The sequence below is a fragment of the Pantoea stewartii subsp. stewartii genome, assembly GCF_008801695.1.
GTDB lineage: Bacteria > Pseudomonadota > Gammaproteobacteria > Enterobacterales > Enterobacteriaceae > Pantoea > Pantoea stewartii.
The window spans coordinates 1-19,761 of record NZ_VZPF01000067.1 but is presented as its reverse complement, the minus strand read 5'-3'; the positions used below and the strand labels follow the sequence as shown (position 1 = coordinate 19,761).

18 protein-coding genes and 3 pseudogenes are annotated in these 19,761 nt (G+C 54.7%); 10 read left to right on the top strand and 11 right to left on the bottom strand.

Going from position 1 to position 19,761, the window contains the following annotated elements; genetic code table 11:
* Positions 1-47 precede the first annotated feature (47 nt).
* Positions 48-1,475, top strand: a complete 1,428-nt coding sequence (gene rsmF, locus F7Q90_RS18515; RefSeq protein ID WP_006120305.1) for a 16S rRNA (cytosine(1407)-C(5))-methyltransferase RsmF — start codon at positions 48-50, stop codon at positions 1,473-1,475.
* A gap of 144 nt (positions 1,476-1,619) precedes the next feature.
* Here rsmF and F7Q90_RS18510 read toward each other — a convergent pair whose 3' ends face one another.
* The 4 genes and pseudogenes from F7Q90_RS18510 to F7Q90_RS18495 all read right to left on the bottom strand — a co-directional run.
* A complete protein-coding gene (locus tag F7Q90_RS18510) occupies positions 1,620-1,838 on the bottom strand; it encodes a DUF1272 domain-containing protein (protein WP_006120304.1) in 219 nt (72 codons plus the stop codon).
* A 79-nt stretch (positions 1,839-1,917) separates the two neighbouring features.
* On the bottom strand, positions 1,918-3,297 hold the full coding sequence (locus F7Q90_RS18505) for an MFS transporter (RefSeq protein ID WP_006120303.1): 1,380 nt from the start codon (positions 3,295-3,297) through the stop codon (positions 1,918-1,920).
* Between the two features lie 255 nt (positions 3,298-3,552).
* Positions 3,553-4,728: pseudogene (gene betT, locus F7Q90_RS18500) on the bottom strand (choline BCCT transporter BetT); the annotation flags it as partial.
* 184 nt (positions 4,729-4,912) lie between these two features.
* A pseudogene (locus F7Q90_RS18495) lies at positions 4,913-5,765 on the bottom strand (BCCT family transporter); the annotation flags it as partial.
* 258 nt (positions 5,766-6,023) lie between these two features.
* Between F7Q90_RS18495 and betI the strand changes: the two are divergent.
* The 6 genes from betI (at position 6,024) to F7Q90_RS18465 (ending at position 12,321) form a co-directional block, all read left to right on the top strand.
* Positions 6,024-6,617 carry a transcriptional regulator BetI gene (gene betI / locus F7Q90_RS18490; RefSeq protein WP_006120302.1) on the top strand — a complete coding sequence of 198 codons (594 nt, stop codon included), beginning with the start codon at positions 6,024-6,026 and terminating at the stop codon, positions 6,615-6,617.
* 17 nt (positions 6,618-6,634) lie between these two features.
* Positions 6,635-8,107: a betaine-aldehyde dehydrogenase gene (gene betB, locus F7Q90_RS18485; protein ID WP_006120301.1), complete on the top strand. Its 1,473-nt coding sequence runs from the start codon at positions 6,635-6,637 to the stop codon at positions 8,105-8,107.
* A 23-nt stretch (positions 8,108-8,130) separates the two neighbouring features.
* Entirely contained in the window at positions 8,131-9,813 is a 1,683-nt protein-coding gene (gene betA / locus F7Q90_RS18480; protein ID WP_006120300.1) for a choline dehydrogenase, read from the top strand.
* A gap of 404 nt (positions 9,814-10,217) precedes the next feature.
* Positions 10,218-10,562: a multidrug/spermidine efflux SMR transporter subunit MdtJ gene (gene mdtJ / locus F7Q90_RS18475; protein ID WP_006120299.1), complete on the top strand. Its 345-nt coding sequence runs from the start codon at positions 10,218-10,220 to the stop codon at positions 10,560-10,562.
* Positions 10,549-10,878, top strand: coding sequence for a multidrug/spermidine efflux SMR transporter subunit MdtI (gene mdtI / locus F7Q90_RS18470; RefSeq protein ID WP_006120298.1), 330 nt, complete (start codon positions 10,549-10,551; stop codon positions 10,876-10,878). The genes mdtJ and mdtI overlap by 14 nt, the downstream gene beginning before the upstream one ends.
* 309 nt (positions 10,879-11,187) lie before the next feature.
* The gene (locus F7Q90_RS18465) at positions 11,188-12,321 is read left to right on the top strand and encodes an acyltransferase family protein (RefSeq protein WP_006120297.1); all 1,134 of its coding nucleotides are present in this window, start codon (positions 11,188-11,190) and stop codon (positions 12,319-12,321) included.
* Positions 12,322-12,363: 42 nt separating this feature from the next.
* Here F7Q90_RS18465 and F7Q90_RS18460 read toward each other — a convergent pair whose 3' ends face one another.
* Positions 12,364-12,558: a hypothetical protein gene (locus F7Q90_RS18460; RefSeq protein ID WP_006120296.1), complete on the bottom strand. Its 195-nt coding sequence runs from the start codon at positions 12,556-12,558 to the stop codon at positions 12,364-12,366.
* 548 nt (positions 12,559-13,106) lie between these two features.
* On the opposite strand from F7Q90_RS18460, the gene F7Q90_RS18455 reads away from it, so the two are divergent.
* A complete protein-coding gene (locus tag F7Q90_RS18455; RefSeq protein WP_006120295.1) occupies positions 13,107-14,651 on the top strand; it encodes a methyl-accepting chemotaxis protein in 1,545 nt (514 codons plus the stop codon).
* Positions 14,652-14,707: 56 nt separating this feature from the next.
* Here F7Q90_RS18455 and F7Q90_RS18450 read toward each other — a convergent pair whose 3' ends face one another.
* The 4 genes from F7Q90_RS18450 to copC form a co-directional block, all read right to left on the bottom strand.
* Positions 14,708-15,166 carry an MEKHLA domain-containing protein gene (locus F7Q90_RS18450; RefSeq protein ID WP_006120294.1) on the bottom strand — a complete coding sequence of 153 codons (459 nt, stop codon included), beginning with the start codon at positions 15,164-15,166 and terminating at the stop codon, positions 14,708-14,710.
* 357 nt (positions 15,167-15,523) lie between these two features.
* Complete coding sequence (locus F7Q90_RS18445; protein ID WP_006120293.1) at positions 15,524-15,871, bottom strand: YebY family protein; 348 nt, start codon at positions 15,869-15,871, stop codon at positions 15,524-15,526.
* 28 nt (positions 15,872-15,899) lie between these two features.
* On the bottom strand, positions 15,900-16,775 hold the full coding sequence (gene copD / locus F7Q90_RS18440) for a copper homeostasis membrane protein CopD (protein ID WP_006120292.1): 876 nt from the start codon (positions 16,773-16,775) through the stop codon (positions 15,900-15,902).
* 4 nt (positions 16,776-16,779) lie between these two features.
* The gene (gene copC, locus F7Q90_RS18435; protein ID WP_006120291.1) at positions 16,780-17,154 is read right to left on the bottom strand and encodes a copper homeostasis periplasmic binding protein CopC; all 375 of its coding nucleotides are present in this window, start codon (positions 17,152-17,154) and stop codon (positions 16,780-16,782) included.
* 150 nt (positions 17,155-17,304) lie between these two features.
* On the opposite strand from copC, the gene F7Q90_RS18430 reads away from it, so the two are divergent.
* Positions 17,305-17,535, top strand: coding sequence for a DNA polymerase III subunit theta (locus F7Q90_RS18430; RefSeq protein WP_006120290.1), 231 nt, complete (start codon positions 17,305-17,307; stop codon positions 17,533-17,535).
* Positions 17,535-18,203: an exodeoxyribonuclease X gene (gene exoX, locus F7Q90_RS18425; protein WP_006120289.1), complete on the top strand. Its 669-nt coding sequence runs from the start codon at positions 17,535-17,537 to the stop codon at positions 18,201-18,203. Before F7Q90_RS18430 ends, exoX begins: the two co-directional genes overlap by 1 nt.
* Here exoX and F7Q90_RS18420 read toward each other — a convergent pair.
* Positions 18,187-19,568, bottom strand: a pseudogene (locus F7Q90_RS18420) (S9 family peptidase); the annotation flags it as partial. The gene exoX and the pseudogene F7Q90_RS18420 sit on opposite strands and share 17 nt — an antisense overlap.
* A 29-nt stretch (positions 19,569-19,597) precedes the next feature.
* A partial coding sequence (locus F7Q90_RS18415) for a transposase domain-containing protein (RefSeq protein ID WP_151161046.1) occupies positions 19,598-19,761 on the bottom strand: 164 nt, incomplete at its 5' end.

Sequence of the window (19,761 nt, the reverse complement as noted above, 5' to 3'; positions counted from 1 at the left end):
CTTTCCGCGTGTTACACTCCCGCCTTTGCCTCAAAGAGAACTTATCCGTGTCCGACGCCGCTTCACGTTTTCCTGCCGATTTCCTTGACCTTATGCGCCAGAGCCTGCCCGATGAGGCCAGCCTGCAGCAGTTTATCGACATCAGCCAGCAGCCGTTACGCCGCAGCCTGCGAGTCAATACGTTAAAAATCAGCGTCAGCGCGTTTCTGGCCCAAACGGCTCACTACGGCTGGCAGCTTACGCCGGTTCCGTGGTGTGAAGACGGCTTCTGGATCAGCCGGGAGGATGAAAGTTTACCGTTGGGTAGCGTGGCAGAGCATCTGAGTGGCCTGTTTTATATTCAGGAAGCCAGCTCGATGCTGCCGGTGACGGCGCTGTTTGATGCCTGTCCCGATGCGCAGCATTTCATGGATATGGCGGCCGCCCCCGGCTCGAAAACAACACAGATTGCCGCCCGGATGCACAACCAGGGAATTGTCCTTGCTAATGAGTTCTCTTCCAGCCGGGTAAAAGTGCTGCACGCGAACATTACCCGCTGTGGCGTGACCAATACCGCGCTGACTCACTTTGACGCCCGCGTCTTTGGGCCTGCACTGCCGGAACAGTTCGATGCGATCCTGCTGGATGCGCCCTGCTCTGGCGAAGGCGTGATACGTAAAGATGCGGATGCGCTGAAAAACTGGTCGCTTGCCAGCACCCACGATATCGCCCAGACCCAACGCGATCTGATTGACAGCGCGTTTCATGCCCTGAAGCCTGGCGGTACGCTGGTGTACTCCACCTGCACACTCAATCCGATCGAAAACCAACAGGTTGTGGCCTGGCTGCTGGCGCGCTACCCCGCAGCCGTCGAGGTTGCGCCGCTGACGACGCTGTTTCCAGGCGCAGAACAGGCAGCCACGCCCGAAGGTTACCTGCACGTCTTTCCTCAGCTGTTTGACAGTGAAGGCTTCTTTGTCGCGCGGTTACGCAAAACCGCCTCTGTTGAGCGGCTGCCTGCGCCGACATACAAAGTCGGCAAGCTCCCGTTTACCCCCGTAAACCGCAAACTGGAAAACGATATTGTTCAGGCGGCCGCGAAGGTGGCGCTTCAGTGGGATGAACGCCTGCAACTGTGGCAACGCGATAAAGAAATTTGGCTGTTTCCCGCCGACATCGTTCCGCTGTTAGGACAGGTCCGTTTCTCGCGGATTGGCCTGAAACTGGCTGAAACCTTTGCGAAGGGTTATCGCTGGCAACATGAGGCCGTTGTCGCGCTGGCGTCACCGCGTCCAGCGCAGACAGTGGAACTGAATGAGGCGGAAGCGGAAGCGTGGTTTCGCGGTCGCGATATCTACCCTGAAAACCCGCCCACCATTGATGAGATGATTGTGACCTATCAGGCTCAGCCGCTGGGGCTGGCAAAACGGGTTGGTAGCCGGATTAAAAACAGCTATCCGCGCGAACTGGTGCGCGACGGTCGGCTGTTCCGTTAAGCCGTCACATCCTGCAAGTGACACTGTCACGCATGCAGCGCTGTTTTGCTGATATCAGCGCCAGAAATGTGGCTCAGCGCGGACGGACCTGCACAAGCGGCAGGCATCGCGCCGGCGCATTCTGGCGCGATGCCCGGCGATAACTCAGGCGGTGCGCGCTTTCGCCGGATGGGTCAGCAATTTGGCGGCGGGTCGGATGGGACGTCGCACTAATTCTCCCCCGCAGTTGGGACAATTCCCCTGCAGATGCTGCTCAGCGCAGGTCGCGCAGAAGGTACATTCGAACGAACAGATGCGCGCATCACGCGATGCCGCAGGCAGATCGATATCACAACGTTCACAGTTTGGGCGCAGTTCTAGCATGACATTCCCCCTTGCGGTAACGGCTTTCAGCGTGGCAAAACCCATGCAGCGTGTCGAGGATTTTCATCACCCGTAACGCTTATCCGTCAGGAGATGTGGAACCCGACGTGGCCCTGCTGCGGCTTTCATCGTCGCGCGCCTGGATCACGTCGCCTTCGTCCTCATTCTCACCCTCGTCCTCTGCGCCCTCTTCATCACTGGTGACCATCGCCGCCTGAATCGCCTCGTCTTCCAGCACCGGGTTAAGCGCCGCGCCTAAAGGCGAGGTAGCCAGGCTGTCCGGTAACACCACGTGGGGCAAAGGTACCTCGGTAGTCGGTAACGGAAGCGGCGCTTTCTTCACATAGCTCAGCACAGCAATCAACAGGGTGCACACCGTGAAGAACAGATAAAGTATGTTACTGCCGAAAGGCTGCATCAGCGAGCCCACCAGCAACGGGCCGATACTGGCTCCGATACCAAACGCCATCAGCAGACAGGCCGTCAGTGAAACGCGCTGCTCCGCCGCCACCTGATCGTTTGCCAGCGCCACCTGCAAAGGATAGAGGGCAAACTGCACCATGCTGGCAAGAAAGGCGATGCCGAGCACCCAGTGAAATGACAGCCTGGGCAGCAACACCAGCGGCAAACAGGCCAGCGCCAGCAGCGCCGCAATATAAAACAGCAGCCGCTGACGATCGTAACGGTCGGACAGCCAGCTTAAAGGAAACTGCGATACCAGCCCGGCAAAGATCGTCAGGCTCATAAAAATACCGGTCTGCGCATCGCTGAATCCCTTGCTGCTGGCATACACCGGCGCCAGGCCATAAAAGGCGCCGACGACCATACCGGTTAATAAGGTGGTGCTGAGCAATTTAGGGATGGTGCGAAGAAAGTAGCCCAGTTCCATCGGCGCAGGTGACATCGCGCGAACATGCGTGCGCGTCGTCAGCGCAATCGGCACCAGACAGAGGGCAAAACAGAGCGCCACGATTAACAACGTCTGAAGACCAAAGTCACTTTGTAAGGTCAGCACCACCTGACCGCTACTTAAGCCAAGGTAGGTCGCCACCATATAGAAGCCAAAGATTAGCCCACGCTGTGACGATTCCGCCTGGTCGTTAAGCCAGCTTTCCAGCACCATGTACTGGCACATCATGCACAGCCCGATGATCAGGCGCAGGAAAACCCAGAGGGGGATAAAATCTGTCAGCCCGTGTCCGATCACTGACGCCGTGATAATGCCGGCACAGGCTACATAGGCACGAATATGACCGACGCGCGCAATCAGGTTGTGACCCACCTTGCCACCGATCACCAGGCCAATATAGTTTGCCGCAATGATGGCCCCAATCAGCGCACCATTAACCTGATCATGGGCCAGACGCAGTGACACGTAGGTAGTGAGTAACCCTGAGCCCAACAGCATCAACAACGTGGTGGTGTAAAGCGGCAGAAATGTTCTGAGAATTTTTCGCATACGACTCCCTGTCCACAACAGTCATTGGTGTCCTGTAAAGTTTAAAGATAGTTGAATTTGCCCCGCTTTAGGTCGGGACAATTCCGACAGTAAACTCCCGTTGTCACGTGGACGGCAGTGATGACACATTTCCCTGTCCCCGGATGTATCGTAGGCCTCCGGCAAAACCTGACTGGCTGTGGACCATGTTTACGCGGCCGGGTTTTCCGTCAGCCATAAAAAACCCGTTAACCTGGCGGCTAACGGGCTGTGGGATCAGGCGCTGGGGAACGTAATGTTGCTGCCCGGTGCCTCTCGATGCAGATGAATAAAGTTCAAGTGGCGCTCATACTGATCGAGTATATCGATGATCACCTGCTCTTTGCTGTAATCCATCAGGTCATTACCCTGACTGCCCTCCAGCAGGAACGTCTCCAGCCGGTAATAGGTAGATTTCCCGCTGCGCGCGCGGTAGGTAAAGCCCGGAATGGAATACTGCTGTGGCCAGACCTGATAGAGGAAATCCTGCTCCTCGCCCAGCTGTACGCGCAGGTCCAGATAACCCAGGGGATGCTCCCCGTCGGCGGCCACGCGGTCCAGCGTGACGCGCGCGCCACGCAGCTCCAGCTCTTTTGCCACGTCCTCCATGGCGGGAAAGATCGTGTCATCCATCATTTTCAGGGTGTAGCGCGAGCCAGGATAGTTCATCAGGCGCGACAGCCGTTTTTTCCAGGTCAGACGGTCAGTAGCATGTGCCAGATAAGGCGCCGTATCCCGCGTCGCACTCACGCGGCGATAATCTTCCACCTTGAGCGATTTATACAGCCCTGCCATCACGAAGAAGATGACGAAACTGAACGGCAGCCCCATGATGACCGTGGTATTTTGCAGCGCCGTAATGCCGTTGGTCATCAACATACTCAGCGTCAGGACGCCGATGGAGACCGACCAGAATATACGCAGCCAGTTCGGCGCATCACTGTTGATGTCTTTCAGTTTGGAGGTGAAATTACCCAGCACCAGCGAACCGGAATCCGCCGAGGTCACATAGAACAACATACCGGTAATGGTCGCGACGGAAGCACTCAGCTTGAAGGCCGGGTATTGCGCCAAAAGACTGTAGAAACCGCGTTCCGCATGGCCCATCACTTCCTGTGCAAAACCCGCATCGCCATGAAGGATTTCATACAGGGCCGCGTTACCGAAGACCGACAGCCACAGCAGCGTAAAGGTAAAAGGAATCACCAGCGTACCGAGCACAAACTCACGAATGGTACGGCCACGGGAGATACGTGCCAGAAACAGGCCCACGAACGGCGACCAGGCCACCCACCAGGCCCAGAAAAACAGGGTCCAGCTGTTCATCCACTCTGTTGGCCGGTCAAAGGCAAACGTATTCAGCGTCATGCCCATAAAGCGATTGATGTAATCCCCTACGTTGAGCACCAGTGCGGCTTTGTTGAATAATAGGTAATCATTCTGTTTTGTCTGCACTGTTTTGGTAGAAAACGCTGATGCCAGACAGAACACCGTCATACGCAAGCATGTAATGCATTGATTTTATGTTATCTGAAACAACCGTTTTCATAGTACCACAGCATAAAATCCATTTATTCAACAAAGCCCACCAGTGCGTTAAGCAGGAAGCCGGTATTGCCAGCGAACAGGACGAACAGAATCAGGCCGAGAGCCAGCGCCACATTCAGTTCCGATAAAATACGAATGCCTTTGTCAACGCCCGACGTCACGGAAATGGTGGCAATGATCACCGACAGAATAATCAATGCCGTCTGCGCCGTTAATCCTTCCGGAATATCGAACAGGACCTTCAGCCCATAGTTTAACTGCACCACACCAATTCCCAGCGTGGTAGCGATACCAAAGATCGTCCCAATTACCGCGGCAATGTCTACGCTGTGGCCGATGGGACCGTTAATGCGTTTACCAAAAATGGGATACAGGGCGGAACGGATGGTTAAGGGCAGATTGTAGCGGTAGCTGAAATAGCCAAGGGCAATCCCCATCAGGGCGTACATTGACCAGCCGGTTAAGCCATAGTGGAACAGAGTCCAGACCATCGCCTGACGGGCCGCTTCAAGCGTTTGCCCTGCCCCTTCCGGCGGCTGCATATACTGCGAAACCGGTTCCGCCACCGAAAAAAACATCAGGTCTATCCCGATACCGGCAGCAAACAGCATTGCCGACCAGCTCAGTATGCTGAATTCCGGTTTCGACTGCTCAGGCCCGAGTTTGATGGAGCCAAAACGGGAACAGGCGATATACACAACGAACACGATATAAAGCGTGGCGGCCAACATGTAATACCAGCCAAACGCTTCGGACACCCAGTTTACCGCCCTCAGTATCCAGTTGGCGGCTTCGCTGCTGAATAAAATAGTGATGAGTGAAAAGGTCAGAATCAATCCTGCGGAGGTGTAGAACACCACGGGGTTGATTCTGTCTTTTTCACTCGCTGGTGGACTCATCATCGTTTACCTCTGGTTGTTGGCTTATCAATTTTGCAAGAGTTCAAACCGGTAAAAACATCCGGTGTCCCGAGGGGTAAGTGTTTTTTACGCTTCGTTTCCTGCCGTTACATTCTGGTCAAAACTAACGAATCTGCCACACTTACCGCTTCACTTACTCAACTTTTAAGACACAGCATCCTAACAAGGTTTCTATTTATATTGAACATACAATCAAAAAAAGATTAAATAGGGGACTGATTTTGGGTGGGAGCGAACGCAATGCCAAAGGTAGGGATGCAGCCAATACGACGTCGACAGCTGATCGATGCGACGCTGGCAACGATAAATGACGTAGGTATTAATGATGCCACCATTGCTCAGATTGCCCGACGCGCGGGCGTGTCAACTGGCATCATCAGCCACTATTTCAAGGACAAGAACGGATTGCTGGAAGCCACGATGCGCGACGTCACCCGGCAACTACGTGAGGCAGTTGCCCGTCGCCTGCAGCCGTTAGCCAACGCCCCCGCCGAAGAACGACTGCGCGCAATCGTTGAGGGAAACTTCGACGAAAGTCAGGTCGAACGCGCAGTGATGAAAGCCTGGCTGGACTTTTGGTCAAGCAGTATGCACCAGCCTCAGCTTCAACGTCTGGAACGGGTCAGTCATCGCCGTCTTTTTTCATCGCTGGCCGTGGAGTTTCGCCGCCAGTTGCCCAGGGACAGGGCCAGGCTTGCCGCTCACGGGCTGGCCGCCATGATTGATGGCCTGTGGCTACGCGCAGCATTAAGCGGCAAGCCCTTTGACCCGACGACAGCACGGACACTGACCACTCAATTTATTCGCCAGCAGTTAGCAGGCGAACACGCGTAACGGAACCAGGAGAAATTATGTCCCGATTCACCGAACAACACCTCTACATCAATGGTACTTATGTTGCCGCGACGTCTGGAGAAACCTTCCAGACGATTAATCCGGTCAACGGCGAAGTACTGGCTGATGTCCAGATTGCCGGGCGCGAGGATGTCGATCGCGCTGTGGCGGCGGCCAGAAAAGGGCAAAAAATCTGGGCAGCCATGACCGCCATGGAACGCTCACGCATTCTGCGTCGGGCCGTAGATATTCTGCGCGAGCGCAATGATGAGCTGGCTGAACTGGAAATGCTTGATACCGGTAAGCCGTTCAGTGAAACCGCCAGCGTCGACATCGTTACCGGTGCCGATGTGCTGGAGTATTACGCTGGGCTGATCCCTGCGCTGGAAGGCCAGCAAATTCCTCTGCGTGATACCGCGTTTGTGTATACCCGCCGTGAACCCTTAGGCGTGGTCGCCGGTATTGGCGCGTGGAATTACCCGATTCAGATTGCCCTGTGGAAATCTGCCCCGGCCCTCGCCGCAGGCAATGCCATGATTTTCAAACCCAGCGAGGTCACACCGCTGACGGCCCTGAAACTGGCTGAGATTTACACCGAAGCCGGTGTGCCGGACGGCGTTTTCAACGTGCTGCCCGGTACCGGCGCGGTTACCGGTCAACTGCTTACCGAGCATCCGGGTATCGATAAAGTGTCATTTACCGGCGGTGTCGTCAGCGGCAAAAAAGTCATGGCAAATGCGGCAGGATCGACCCTGAAGGACGTCACCATGGAGCTGGGCGGCAAATCCCCGCTGATCATCTTTGATGACGCCGATCTCGATCTGGCCGCCGACATCGCCATGATGGCTAACTTCTACAGTTCCGGCCAGGTATGTACCAACGGTACCCGCGTTTTTGTCCCGGCCGCATTGCAGTCTGCGTTCGAAGCCAAAATCGTAGAACGTGTTGCCCGTATCAAAGCGGGCGATCTGCGCGATCCCGAGACAAACTTTGGTCCGCTGGTCAGCTTCAGCCACCGTGACAACGTGATGCGCTTTATTGAGTCCGGTATTGCAGAAGGTGCCCGTCTGCTGTGTGGCGGTAAACGCTTAACCGGTGACGGGTTTGATCAGGGCGCGTGGGTGGCACCAACCGTATTCAGCGACTGCCGCGACGACATGAAAATTGTCCGTGAGGAAATTTTCGGGCCGGTGATGTCGATCCTGAGTTACACCTCGGAAGAGGAAGTGATACGTCGCGCTAACGATACCGAATATGGTCTGGCCGCGGGTCTGGTGACCCGGGATCTGAATCGTGCGCACCGCGTCATTCATCAGATTGAAGCGGGCATCTGCTGGATTAACACCTGGGGTGAATCTGCCGCTGAAATGCCCGTCGGCGGTTACAAGCATTCTGGCGTCGGTCGTGAAAACGGCTTGATGACGCTGCAGAATTACACCCAGGTGAAGTCGGTTCAGGTTGAGCTGACGCGCTTTCAGTCTGTCTTTTAATCCCCTTACCTGAGGAGCGACGAATGGAATTTGATTACATTATCATTGGAGCCGGATCCGCAGGGAATGTGTTGGCCACCCGACTGACTGAAGACAGTAGCGTGAATGTTCTGCTGCTGGAAGCGGGTGGGCCTGATTATCGTTTCGATTTTCGGACGCAGATGCCCGCGGCCCTGGCGTACCCTTTACAGGGAAAACGGTATAACTGGGCGTATGAAACTGAGCCTGAGCCGTATATGAACAACCGCCGCATGGAGTGTGGTCGGGGTAAAGGCCTGGGCGGTTCTTCGCTGATCAACGGCATGTGTTATATCCGGGGTAACGCGATGGATCTGGACAACTGGGCAAGCATGCCCGGCCTGGAAAACTGGAGCTATCTGGACTGTCTGCCCTACTATCGCAAGTCAGAAACGCGCGATACCGGTGCCAATGACTACCACGGCGGCGATGGTCCGGTCAGCGTGACCACGCCGAAGAAAGGCAACAACGTGCTGTTTGAAGCAATGATTCAGGCAGGCGTTCAGGCCGGCTACCCGCGCACAGATGACCTGAATGGTTATCAGCAGGAAGGCTTTGGGCCGATGGACCGCTTCGTCACGCCAGAAGGTCGACGTTCCAGCACCGCGCGCGGTTATCTTGACCAGGCGAAACGCCGTCCGAACCTGAAAATCGTAACCCATGCCACCACTGACCGTATTTTGTTTGAAGGCAAGCGTGCAATTGGCGTGGAATATATGATCGGTGACAGTAATACGCTGCACACCGTTCATGCGCGACGCGAAGTGCTGCTGTGTGCGGGTGCCATTGCTTCGCCACAAATCTTACAGCGCTCGGGTGTGGGATCGTCCGAACTGTTACAGCAGTTTGACATCCCGGTCGTCCATGACCTGCCGGGCGTAGGTGGGAACCTGCAGGATCACCTTGAAATGTACCTGCAGTATGAATGCAAGGAGCCTGTCTCTCTGTATCCCGCACTGAAGTGGTGGAATCAGCCGAAGATCGGCGCAGAGTGGCTGTTTAACGGCACGGGCGTGGGTGCCAGTAACCAGTTCGAAGCAGGTGGCTTTATTCGCAGCCGTGAAGAGTTTACCTGGCCGAATATTCAGTACCACTTCCTGCCGGTAGCGATTAACTACAACGGCTCGAATGCGGTCGATGCGCACGGTTTTCAGTGTCACGTAGGTTCAATGCGTTCACCCAGCCGCGGACATGTGCGCCTGAAGTCCCGCGATCCGCGCCGCCATCCCGCAATTCTGTTCAACTATATGTCGCATGAACAGGACTGGCATGAGTTCCGTGATGCGATTCGTATCACACGTGAAATCATCAATCAGCCCGCGCTGGATAAATACCGTGGCCGTGAGATCAGCCCGGGCATTGAATGCCAGACGGACGAGGAGCTGGATGAATTCGTGCGTAACCATGGCGAAACGGCTTACCATCCTTGCGGAACCTGTAAGATGGGTAACGACGAGATGACGGTGGTTGATGGCGAAGGCCGCGTACATGGACTGGAAGGTTTGCGCGTGGTCGATGCATCCATAATGCCCTTAATTATTACGGGCAACCTGAATGCGACCACCATCATGATCGGTGAAAAAATCGCCGACTGCATCCGTGGTCGTCAACCGCTGCCGCGCAGTACCGCAGACTACTATGTTGCAGGCGATGCACCAGTGCGTAAGGCACCTGAGCGGTCAACCTGATCGCCTCCCTGACCTTAAGCCGGACAACTGTCCGGCTTATTTCTTTTTTCTGCACTTATCACCTGCATTAATCAGAATAATAAGCATGATTGCTCTGATTTATGTCAATTCAACTTACAATATCGCGCTGTGCTTTTAACGCCCTTAGTGGTATAAAGTGTGGGTGTTCATTACCGGAGGCTTTACCCGTCCACTGAAGAGAAGCAATAACGTGGATGCATTGTGAAATTATGAGCAGGATGTTCATTCCCCGTTTTACTGCCCTTTCGTTCCTCGCATTACTCAGCGTTAACGCCCTCGATCAGCACTGGCGCAGCGCGCTTTAGTCCCCTTTCCACTCGTTTATTCCTTTCTGCCGTGGCATCACGGTGGGTTAATTACGACGCTAGTTGTGGAGAAAAACCATGCGCGCATGGGGATTATTAGCACTCGCTATTGTTGCGGAAATCATGGGTACCCTGACCATGAAATGGTCCAGCCTGAATCAAAGCCAGAGCGGCTATCTGATTATGCTGGGCATGATTGCCTGTTCGTATATCTTCCTGAGTTTTGCCATCAAACGTATCGCACTGGGGGTCGCTTATGCCCTCTGGGAAGGTATCGGCATTATGCTGATCACGCTGTTTAGCGTGCATCTGTTTGATGAAACCGTATCGCCGCTGAAAATCTGCGGTCTGGTCACCTTGATTGTCGGCATTCTGCTGATGAAAACCGGCAGCAAGAAGGAGGCCGATCATGACCCTGCCTGATCTGATTCATTTTGCCTGGCTGGCACTGGCTGTCCTGCTGGAAATTGCCGCCAATATCATGCTCAAGTACAGCAACGGTTTTAAAAAGCCCCTGCCCGGCATCGCGTCGTTGGGCTGTGTGCTGCTGGCATTCAGTGCGCTGTCGCAGGCCGTGAAAGGTATCAATCTTTCCGTGGCTTACGCGCTCTGGGGCGGGTTTGGTCTCGTCGCCACCGTTGCTGCAGGCGGCATTCTCTTTGGTCAGCGCCTGAACCGCAAAGGCTGGGCGGGCCTGGCTCTGCTGTTGCTGGGCATGGTTATGCTGAAACTGGCCTGAGAACAGGGGACGCAGACGTCCCCTTTCCGCCCTTTACCCGTACGTCTGCAATGCCGTCCTGCCCTGCTGTTTATGAAAATACGTCCCTCTTATCCGCAGTGGCAGGCCCGTCAGAGAAAGGGGTTGACCTTTGTCATCGACAGTCACTTCTGAGCCACTCAAAGGTGTGTGTATTATCACGCAGATCGATTATTCATCATAATGTCAGAATCCTCTTACTTTTATCATTGCAGGTGGACTTGATCCGACTGTTAGGGCTTAGTGATGCCTTTGGATCCAGTATAAATAATTGATTAACGAGGTTTTACCATGTCTGCAACGCGAGGATGGTCCACGGAACTGGAAGGGTTACGGGGGATTGCTTCTCTTTGGGTACTGCTGGGACACATAAGCTTGCTTATCCATTGCCATATCACTTTACTCTCTTCTCCGGGGATTGGCGTGGATCTGTTTATCCTGCTTTCGGGCTACCTGATGGCAAAAAACTATGTCGAACGTCAGGAAAAAGAGCCGTGGCAAAGTCCGGAAACCATCAAGAAATTCTGGCTACGGCGTTTTTTTCGCATCGCCCCGCTTTACTATCTGCTGCTGGCGGTCGCGCTCATCTCTGGCCCTTGGTTTGGCGAGATGCGCGACACGATCGCACATGTTTATTCGGGCACAGCGACCGATGCCTCACGCTATGCCGATCAGTCACTCATGAATGTCGTGACGCATTTCTCTTTTCTGTTTGGCGTCCTGCCCGCCTATGGCTTTAACACCACGCTGCCCGACTGGAGTATCGGGCTGGAAATGCAGTTTTATCTGCTGTTTCCCTTTATCATGCTGGCGGTTATGCGCTTCGGTTATGCCCCGGCATTGCTGTGCATCATGGCGCTGAGCTGTGCCGGCCGTTATCTGCTGCCTGACTATTACGAAGCCTTTGAAAGGCCGTCCATGATTCTGATTAAACTCAATATGTTTATTTCGGGCATGCTGCTGGCGGAGGCCGTACGGCGCAGGTCCCTGCTCTATGTGGTCTTTGCCCTTGCTGGCCCGGTGGTCAGTGTGTTTATCGGGTTAGGCGCGATCAAACTTCAGGTGGTGATGGAAGCCTTGATGATTATCGGCATGGCGGCGGTGCTGTGGCAGTATCAGGAAAACAGTCTGATGGCTCGGCTCATTCAGCTTCCACGTAAGGTGTTAAACAACCGCCTGAGTACATGGCTGGGCGATGTCTCTTTTTCCGTGTATTTGCTGCATCTGCTGATTGTGATTCCGGCTATCGCGCTGTTGCTGAAACAAACGGATATTGCTTACCAGAGTGATGTCACGCGTTTCCTGATTGTCTGTGCCGTATCTCTGCCGCTGACGTATGGCCTGGCCTCTTTGCTGTACCAGTATGTTGAGAAACCGGGCATCAGACTGGGCAAAAAAGTGCTGTCTCCCAAACCTGCCCTGTAATACCAATATGGCTCGCCGGGGCGAGCCATTTTTATCCTCACATCATAATGCATTGCCTACATCATGCTGCTTTTCCCTCACATGCTCATCCGGTGATTCCGGCGTATCGGCAAGGCTACTGTACGTTTTCAGTCCGACGAGATGCGTCGGATCGTGCCTGCTGTGTACCAGGCTTTGTGCGGCAGAACCAAACGAGACAATCAAAAACATCCAGGCCACTGCTAATGATTTCCGCATTGTGCTATCCCATGCTGTGAATGGAGTCGCTATGGTGAAGAAATCAGGGTAAGGGAGTGTCTGATAAACTTAAAATTTTCGTCAATATTGTTACCTGCCTCACATATTTTCAGTGATCCAGGGAAACGCATGACGGTCGCGGCCCTGTGCGGGCTCGGGATAATCGCCCCTCATGCTTCAGCAAAAAGACAAGCGCGTCCCCCTTACGCATCGCAAAAACGTGCTGAGCTTAACGTTTTTCGGGTCCGGATTCGGCCCAGGCTGTGCGGCGCATCAGAGTTAGGGAGGAATCACCATTTATATTTATCTATCACCTCAAAAACACATGCTTTCCCGATGTAATACATAAAGAAATTCTTTGTTTTTTCATCATTTACCCCCTCCTTCGCAATGAAATCCTTTTATCTGACCATTTATTGATTAAGATCATTTTCAATGGTGCAAAATAAAATATTAACGATATTTATGTAAATTTTGCATTTTCCATTAATTATTTATGCTTCTGATGCCGATAGAGAACGAAACCGCTCCTTATCAGGAATCTTATTATGAAAATCTCTACACGGCTTGCGAAGGGTTTCGGCCTGCTCATTCTCCTTTTGATCCTCTGTACTGCCGTTTCTCTGACCTCCCTGCATCATGCCAAAACAGGCATGGACGATGTCGTGAACAGCAAAATGAGAAAATACCAACTTATTCTGGATATGTGTGGCGGACTGCGCGATCTGGCGATAGCCGTGCGAAACCTGGCCCTGCTCACCGACGACAAAGAAATGCAGCCAGAGTTACAGCGCCTTAATACGCAGAAAGCATTGTTCATTCAAAACCGCGAGACGCTTGAAACCATGATGCAGAATCAGTCTACAGCGGAAGAACAGGCTGCCCTGAATCATATCAGGGAACTTGAAGCACCGATGATGGCGTCCTTCGTGACGGCTGGGCAACTGGGACTAAAAAATGAGCAAACAGAAGCGACGCGCTATCTCATGACGACCCTGCGTCCACTGCAGCGCAATATGCTGGATGCGCTTAATAAAGCCACCGATATTCTGATGTATAGCAGCCGTAACGCCGTCGAAGTTAACAGCCAGTCCACCAGCCGGGCGTCGGTAACGCTGGTGCTGTTAGCCGTGCTTTCTGTCCTGCTCTCGGTAGCAACCGGCTATGTGATTACGCGTGTGCTGATGCGTCAACTGGGCGGTGAGCCCGCCCAGGCGCAGGCGCTGGCCGCTGCAATTGCGGCAGGTGACCTGACATCCAGCGTTTCGCTGCGTCGCCATGACACCACCAGCCTGCTTGCGTCCCTGGATGGCATGCAGGCGAAGCTGCGCGGGCTGGTCTCAGAAATTAAACAAACGTCGGGCAATGTTGCCCTGGCGGCAGAGGAAATCGCCCAGGGAAATACCGAACTCTCCTCGCGTACTGAACAGCAGGCTGCTGCCTTGCAGGAAACGGCGGCCAGCATGGAGCAGTTAACTGCGACGGTAAAAAGTAATACCGCCGGTGCTCAAACTACGGCCTTAACGGCGCGTGAAACGGCAGAGCTGGCGCGCAGCGGTGAGAGTGATGTCCACCGGATGTCAGAAACCATGAACGATATTTCCCTGAGCGCCGCCAAAATTCGCGACATCACCGGCGTGATAGAAGGCATTGCTTTTCAGACCAATATTCTTGCGCTGAATGCCGCCGTTGAAGCCGCGCGGGCGGGTGAACAGGGACGCGGCTTTGCGGTCGTGGCAGGCGAAGTCCGCACGCTGGCCCAGCGCAGCGCCACTGCCGCAAAAGAAATAAAATCCCTGATTGAGCAGGCGGTGGAGCAAGTGGGAAGCGGTGTCAAAGTGGCCAACGGTACGGGTGAAAGCATCCTGAAAATTGTCAGCATGGTGGGCGACCTCGCGAGTGCGATGGATGAAATTTCCCTTGCCTCCGCCGAACAGATGCAGGGCATTTCACAGGTCAGCGTCGCGGTGAGTCAGATGGACAGCGTAACGCAGAATAACGCGGCACTGGTTGAAGAATCGTCTTCGGCTTCACAATCCCTGTCCGAGCAGGCCCATGCGCTGCGCGGCATGGTAGAAGCTTTCCGCGTGTAACGCACGCCATTGCGCCACGTCATCGCAGGTAAGGTATGACGTGGCACGACGTTATTTTACTTTCTCGACTGACGGGGACGAGGCCAGAACAAGGCGGCCTGCCCCCAGTCCGCTTCGTGTTCTTCTGACTGCCAGACTTCACCCTCGTAGATGGTGAAGGTCTCACCCTGTTTATTGACGCGCGGGCCACTATAACCTGTGGCGATGCCATTGCGCCTCACGCTGTCCAGCAAACCCTGCCGCTCCGCCCTGTCGGCAGGCCCGGCGCTGAGCCGTGAGGGCAGTTGCAGCATCTCCGCCAGGCTGTAGTGAAAACAATCCAGCGCACAGCGGTTGGCATAGACAAAAACCGGATCGGCTTCACGGTTATGCGCGAGAATACTGTACGGCGCATCCTCGTGGAGCCAGCGGTAACGATCGGCTACGTGCTCAGGACAGTATAACCCGTTGCCGGTCAGCATCCGGTAGCGGTCATCAATGCGTTTCAGTAAGGCGATTTGCTGTTCAGACGACATGCTTCTCTCCGTAACGAAAATCAGAATGCGAAGCGCTAATGTGGCGGGATTACAGGGGGAGATCAAGGGCGGGAAGATGACAGTGCCTGGTGCGTTCCGGCTTATTGGCGACCGGGATGGATATTAAGACGCGTCGGGTATAAAAAAAGACCGAACACTATTCCAGGTATTCGGTCCAGGGAAAGGGCTCTCAAGGAGCCGTGCGCTAAAAGTTGGCATTCGTTCAGGCTTTCGCCTTGCCTGTAAAGCGTAGGCCAAGACAGGAGATTTTCCAGCCAGCGCAGCGGCGCTGTGCAAAAAACCGACAGGTTTGTGATCGGCTAAACAATTTTGCCGACAACCCTGCCGTATCGCGTGTTATTTCGCGCACAGCGCCTGAGCACGATCGACGATGGGCTGCAGACTCATCATCTGACCCGGATGGGCTTTATCCGGGGCCTGAATCACGCTGATCGGCTGCGCTTTAACCTGACCGGCCTTGAACTGCGCATCCGCTTTGTCGTTGAGGGGATACTGCATCAGCGTGCTGGGGTTAATCGCAAACAGCGCGCCGTCTTTCTCGCAGGTTAACATCACCTCTTCACGGTTAAAGGGCCACTTCTCTTTGCCAATTTCGAAGCGGCTGACGGTGATAATTTGTGCCGCCAGCGCCTGGCCAGCCAGTGTGAATAACAGCAATGCAGGGATCGCTTTTTTCAGCAACATAACGTTCCTTTCTTGAATGTCGGTCATTTCAGGTTGGCGACAGCGTAGCAAACACACTCACCAACCCCACTACGCCGCATGCCAGCACAATTTCCAGCTGAGTCATGCGAATAAACTGCTGCTGTGCGCCCAGGCCAGCGACATGAAAACGCGGAACTAATCGGTAGCGGTTCCAGAGCGCAATCATCACCATAAGGCCCACCAGCGCGACTTTACAGAGCAACAGTACAACATAACGGTTAAGCGACCAGTCACCCGGCCAGCCTGCAATCAGCAGGCTGTTTACCAGTCCGGTGACCAGCGTCAGGGCCACAGCCAGATGCCCGTAGCGGGAAAAACGCATCATCGTGCGGATTGCGGTGGTTCGGAAGGCAATGTTCCGTGCCATCTGCATCAACACCAGTAACGGCACCAGGCCACCCGTCCAAAAAGATGCGGCGATCAGATGTACAACGTGATTACCTTGTTGCGCGATGCCAGCCAGCCCCTCCCGCATCGCGGCATGGCCGATGAGCGCCAGACAACCACACTGTAGCAGACTGGTCAGCCACCCGATCCACTGCCGCTGCGGGTCACACATCAGGATAGCGGCTACGCTGCACAACGAAAAGAGGAGTTGCCATTGCCACACCGCGCCCCAGTGTGTAGACAGCACCGCCATCCATACGTCCGGCACGGCCAGGTTGTGCCAGTCGCCACTCATCAATGCCGTCTGCGCGGCCAGCATACACAGCGCAGTCAGGAGTGCCAGGATTGCACTGCCTGTCATCAGGCGTGACAGGCGCGATATCAGCGCCGCCCGTAACGAAACGGGCGCCAGCAGCGTCGTACAGAAATGGCTGCCGACCAGTACTATAACCGCCGTAAAATGCAGTGCCCGCAGCACCACCCACAGGGTCGTCACAGGATTACTTCACGGTGAACGTATAATTTCCGTTTGTTTTATGCCCGTCCACGGACAGCACATGCCAGTTTACCTGATACGCGCCCTGAGTCAGCGGCTGAGCGAAGTTAACCCGTAACTGGTTATGCCGGGCTTTATCGCGGCTGATCTTGCCCGCAATCGTTTTATGCTGAGCATCCACCACCTTAACGCCGCTGAACGCGGGCTCAACATCTTCCGTAAAATTCAGGGTTATCTGCTGCGGCGCGGGCGATATTTCGGCTTTTGCGGCGGGGACAGAGGACGTAAGATGCGCGTGCGCCAGCGCGAACGGACTAAAAGCCAGTGTCGAGGTCGCAAACGCGATCATTGCGCCATGCGAAAGTAATGTTTTCTTCATAACATCATTCTGTTAACGCCTGGTAAGACCATAAACGTGGCGCACGAATACGCCGCTGCAATTTAACTGTCGAGGCCAGCAATGCTATCCTTTACCTTGCGTATGGCGGAGGAACACATTACTTTTGCGCACGCATATCAGGAGAATATCATGAGTCATAACCTTGCCTTGCTGTCGCAGGAAGAGAAAGACAAAGTCAACGTTGATCTGGCGGCGGCAGGCGTTGCATTTAAAGAACGCTATAACATGCCTGTGGTGGCTGAAATGGTGGCCAGTGAACAACCCGAAGCCCTGCGCGACTGGTTTCGTCAGCGCTTAATGCACTATCGCCAGGCCTCTCTGAATCTGTCCCGTCTGCCCTACGAGCCTAAACAGAAATAATGTTACGTGTCATTGATACAGAAACCTGCGGGCTGCAAGGCGGCGTTGTCGAAGTGGCATCCGTGGATGTGATTGACGGCCAGATCGTCAATCCTATGAGCGATTTGGTTTCACCCGACCGCCCTATCAGCCGCCAGGCGATGGCCGTTCATCGCATCACTGAAGCGATGGTGATGGGTAAGCCGCCGATTGAAGATGCCATTACGCGCTACCACGGCAGTGCATATTATGTCGCGCACAATGCCAGCTTCGACCGCCGGATGTTGCCTGAGATGGCCGGCGACTGGATCTGCACCATGACGCTGGCACGCCAGCTGTGGCCAGGGATCAAATACGGTAATCAGGCGCTGCGGCACAGTCTGAAGCTGGAAGTGACGCCGCCCGCAGATTTACATGCTCACCGCGCACTTTACGACTGCTATGTTACGGCGGCCCTGTTGATCCGCATTATGGACCTGTCTGGCTGGAGCGCCGCTGAAATGAGCCAGCGCTCTCAGCCTGCCGCCCAGCGCGATGATGTACTGCCGTTTGGTAAGTATCGCGGCCAGGTGCTGGCCGTCATTGCCCGCAAAGATCCGGGTTATCTGAAATGGATGCTTGAGAACGTTAAAGATTTGCGCCCGCCATTGCGACAGGCGCTGCGTAAATATCTCAGTCAGCTTCCCTGAGGTCAGGCGGGGGCAGACTGCCCTGGGCCAGTGCAATGATAAAGGTCAGCTCCAGCGCGACGCCTTCGTAGGCTTTATAACGCCCTGACTTGCCCCCATGCCCCGAGTCCATATCGGTACAGAGCAGGAGCAGTGTGTCATCCGTTTTATGTTCACGCAGTTTTGCGACCCATTTCGCCGGTTCCCAGTACTGCACCTGTGAATCGTGCAGGCCTGTGGTAACCAGCAGATGAGGACAGGGCCGGGCGTCAATATTGTCGTACGGGCTGTACTGACGAATAGCGTGGTAATACTTCGCCTCATTTGGGTTGCCCCATTCTATTCGTCATACTCGCCCGTGGTCAGCGGAATTGATTCATCAAGCATGGTGGTTAACACATCGACAAACGGCACCTGCGCAACGACACCGTGATACAGCGTCGGTGCGAGATTGATGACTGCCCCCATCAGCAGTCCGCCCGCACTGCCGCCCATGGCATAAAGCCGGTCCGGGTGCCCGAAACCCCTTGCCACCAGTTCATGGGTAACGTCAATAAAATCGGTAAAACTGTTCATCTTGTTGAGCAGACGACCGCCGTCATACCACTGTTGCCCCAGCTCACCGCCGCCACGCACATGCACAAGTGCATAGACAAAACCGCGATCCAGCAAACTCAGCCGGCTGACGCTGAAGTCCGCATCCATGCTGCTGCCATAGGCACCATAACCGTAAACCAGCATCGGGTTCTGTCCCTTCTGATAGTACTTGCGGTTATAGACCAGCGAGACCGGCACTTCGGTGCCGTCAGTCACGGTAATCCAGTGATGTTCACTTTTGTACTCATCCGGATTGAAGTCTTTGACGCTGCTCTGCTTTAAAATACGGCGTTCACCCGTGTCCATATCCAGTTCGAACAGCGTGGCAGGCGTGGTCATGGAGGAGTAGCCATAGCGCAGTTTACTGGTGCGTGGCGTGGGGTTGTAAGCCAGCCAGGTTACGTACGTAGGATCGTCAAATGCGATACCGCTGGTTTCGCCCGTGTGCCAGTTCATTTGCCGCAGGCTGGTAAGGCCGCGCTGGCGTTCCTCGACAACCAGCCAGTCACGGAAGAGCTGAAAGTCTTCCATCACCACATGGTCACGCGCGGGGATCACGGTTTCCCAACGCGATTCGTCGAGGTAACGCGTGCGGTAAAGGCCAAAGTTTTTGCCTTCACGGTTTGAGCGTATAAAAAACGTAAAGTCATAGTGGTCGAGGCTGTACTCGTGACCGCGTCGCCGTGGCAGAAAGACCTGTGGGAGGGCATCCGGCAAATCGGCGTCCAGCAGCTGAATTTCACTGGTATTGGTACTGTCCAGTACGATCAGGATGAACTGTTTTGAGGGTAAGCGTCGCATTCAGACCGTATTGACGTTCAGGCAGAGGGAAGCTCGACCTTCCATGGCAGCAGATCGCGGACCCGGTTCACCGGCCAGTCCTGTATATGACCGATGACGTAACGCAACCACGTCTCGGGGTCAACGCCGTTAAGCCGGCAGGTGACGATCAGAGAGTAGAGGATCGCCGCACGTTCTCCGC

Bases quoted from the DNA above. Each gene is read 5' to 3' on its own strand.
- F7Q90_RS18510 (WP_006120304.1), bottom strand. From the start codon at position 1,838: ATGCTAGAACTGCGCCCAAACTGTGAACGTTGTGATATCGATCTGCCT.
- F7Q90_RS18505 (WP_006120303.1), bottom strand. From the start codon at position 3,297: ATGCGAAAAATTCTCAGAACATTTCTGCCGCTTTACACCACCACGTTG.
- betI (WP_006120302.1), top strand. From the start codon at position 6,024: ATGCCAAAGGTAGGGATGCAGCCAATACGACGTCGACAGCTGATCGAT.
- betB (WP_006120301.1), top strand. From the start codon at position 6,635: ATGTCCCGATTCACCGAACAACACCTCTACATCAATGGTACTTATGTT.
- betA (WP_006120300.1), top strand. From the start codon at position 8,131: ATGGAATTTGATTACATTATCATTGGAGCCGGATCCGCAGGGAATGTG.
- mdtJ (WP_006120299.1), top strand. From the start codon at position 10,218: ATGCGCGCATGGGGATTATTAGCACTCGCTATTGTTGCGGAAATCATG.
- mdtI (WP_006120298.1), top strand. From the start codon at position 10,549: ATGACCCTGCCTGATCTGATTCATTTTGCCTGGCTGGCACTGGCTGTC.
- F7Q90_RS18465 (WP_006120297.1), top strand. From the start codon at position 11,188: ATGTCTGCAACGCGAGGATGGTCCACGGAACTGGAAGGGTTACGGGGG.
- F7Q90_RS18460 (WP_006120296.1), bottom strand. From the start codon at position 12,558: ATGCGGAAATCATTAGCAGTGGCCTGGATGTTTTTGATTGTCTCGTTT.
- F7Q90_RS18455 (WP_006120295.1), top strand. From the start codon at position 13,107: ATGAAAATCTCTACACGGCTTGCGAAGGGTTTCGGCCTGCTCATTCTC.
- F7Q90_RS18450 (WP_006120294.1), bottom strand. From the start codon at position 15,166: ATGTCGTCTGAACAGCAAATCGCCTTACTGAAACGCATTGATGACCGC.
- F7Q90_RS18445 (WP_006120293.1), bottom strand. From the start codon at position 15,871: ATGTTGCTGAAAAAAGCGATCCCTGCATTGCTGTTATTCACACTGGCT.
- copC (WP_006120291.1), bottom strand. From the start codon at position 17,154: ATGAAGAAAACATTACTTTCGCATGGCGCAATGATCGCGTTTGCGACC.
- F7Q90_RS18430 (WP_006120290.1), top strand. From the start codon at position 17,305: ATGAGTCATAACCTTGCCTTGCTGTCGCAGGAAGAGAAAGACAAAGTC.
- exoX (WP_006120289.1), top strand. From the start codon at position 17,535: ATGTTACGTGTCATTGATACAGAAACCTGCGGGCTGCAAGGCGGCGTT.